1 protein-coding gene is annotated in these 677 nt (G+C 72.7%); it reads right to left on the bottom strand.

Translation table 11 applies throughout. The annotated features are described in order from the left end of the window. The coding region (locus tag PV721_RS43685) for a DinB family protein (RefSeq protein ID WP_319734477.1) at positions 1–526 on the bottom strand (526 nt) is incomplete at its 3' end. Positions 527–677: the final 151 nt, after the last annotated feature.

A 677-nucleotide genomic window follows, 5' to 3' on the forward strand; every position in this document is an offset into this window, starting at 1 on the left:
GCCCCACCCTCCCGTCGATGCGTTCCCGCAGGAAGTCCGCGTGGCCGTTGTGGCGGGCGTATTCCTCGATCATGTGGACCAGGACCTCGCGGAGTTCCATCGGCTCGTCGCCCGCGCCCCCCGCGTCCCCCGTGATGTCCAGGCTGGGGGCCTGCGCGACGAGTTGTTCCGCGAAGGCGACCTCGGCTCGCCAGGTCGCCCACGCGTCCGCGACCACCGCCGGGTCGGCCACCGCGCCGGTGAAATCGCCCGTGGGATCTTCCTCCGAGCGGTAGTGGCGGCGTACGCCCTGCCCCGCCATGACCTGCCGGAACCAGTACTGCTCGACGCCCGCGAGGTGGCGTACGAGACCCAGGAGGGAGAGGTTGGACGGTTCCACCGAGCGCCTCGCGAGGGCCTCCGCGTCGAGCCCCGCGCACTTGAGCTCCAGCGTCAGCCGCTGGTCGCGCAGGTAGCCGGCGAGTACGGCCCGTTCGCCCTGGAACCCGCCGTCGGTCCGGGTGTCCTCGTCGGGGTGGACGAACATGTTGGACCAGCCGAACTGCCGGTCCGAGGAGGACGCGGGTACGGGCTGGGGCGCGGGCTGTGTGGAGGGGCCCGTGGGGGCGGTGGTGTCGGTCACGCGCCCGAGCGTGACCCGTAGGCGTCCGGCCCGCAACGGAATATCCCCCGCCGCC

This window comes from Streptomyces sp. MB09-01, from assembly GCF_033794505.1.
Lineage (GTDB): Bacteria > Actinomycetota > Actinomycetes > Streptomycetales > Streptomycetaceae > Streptomyces.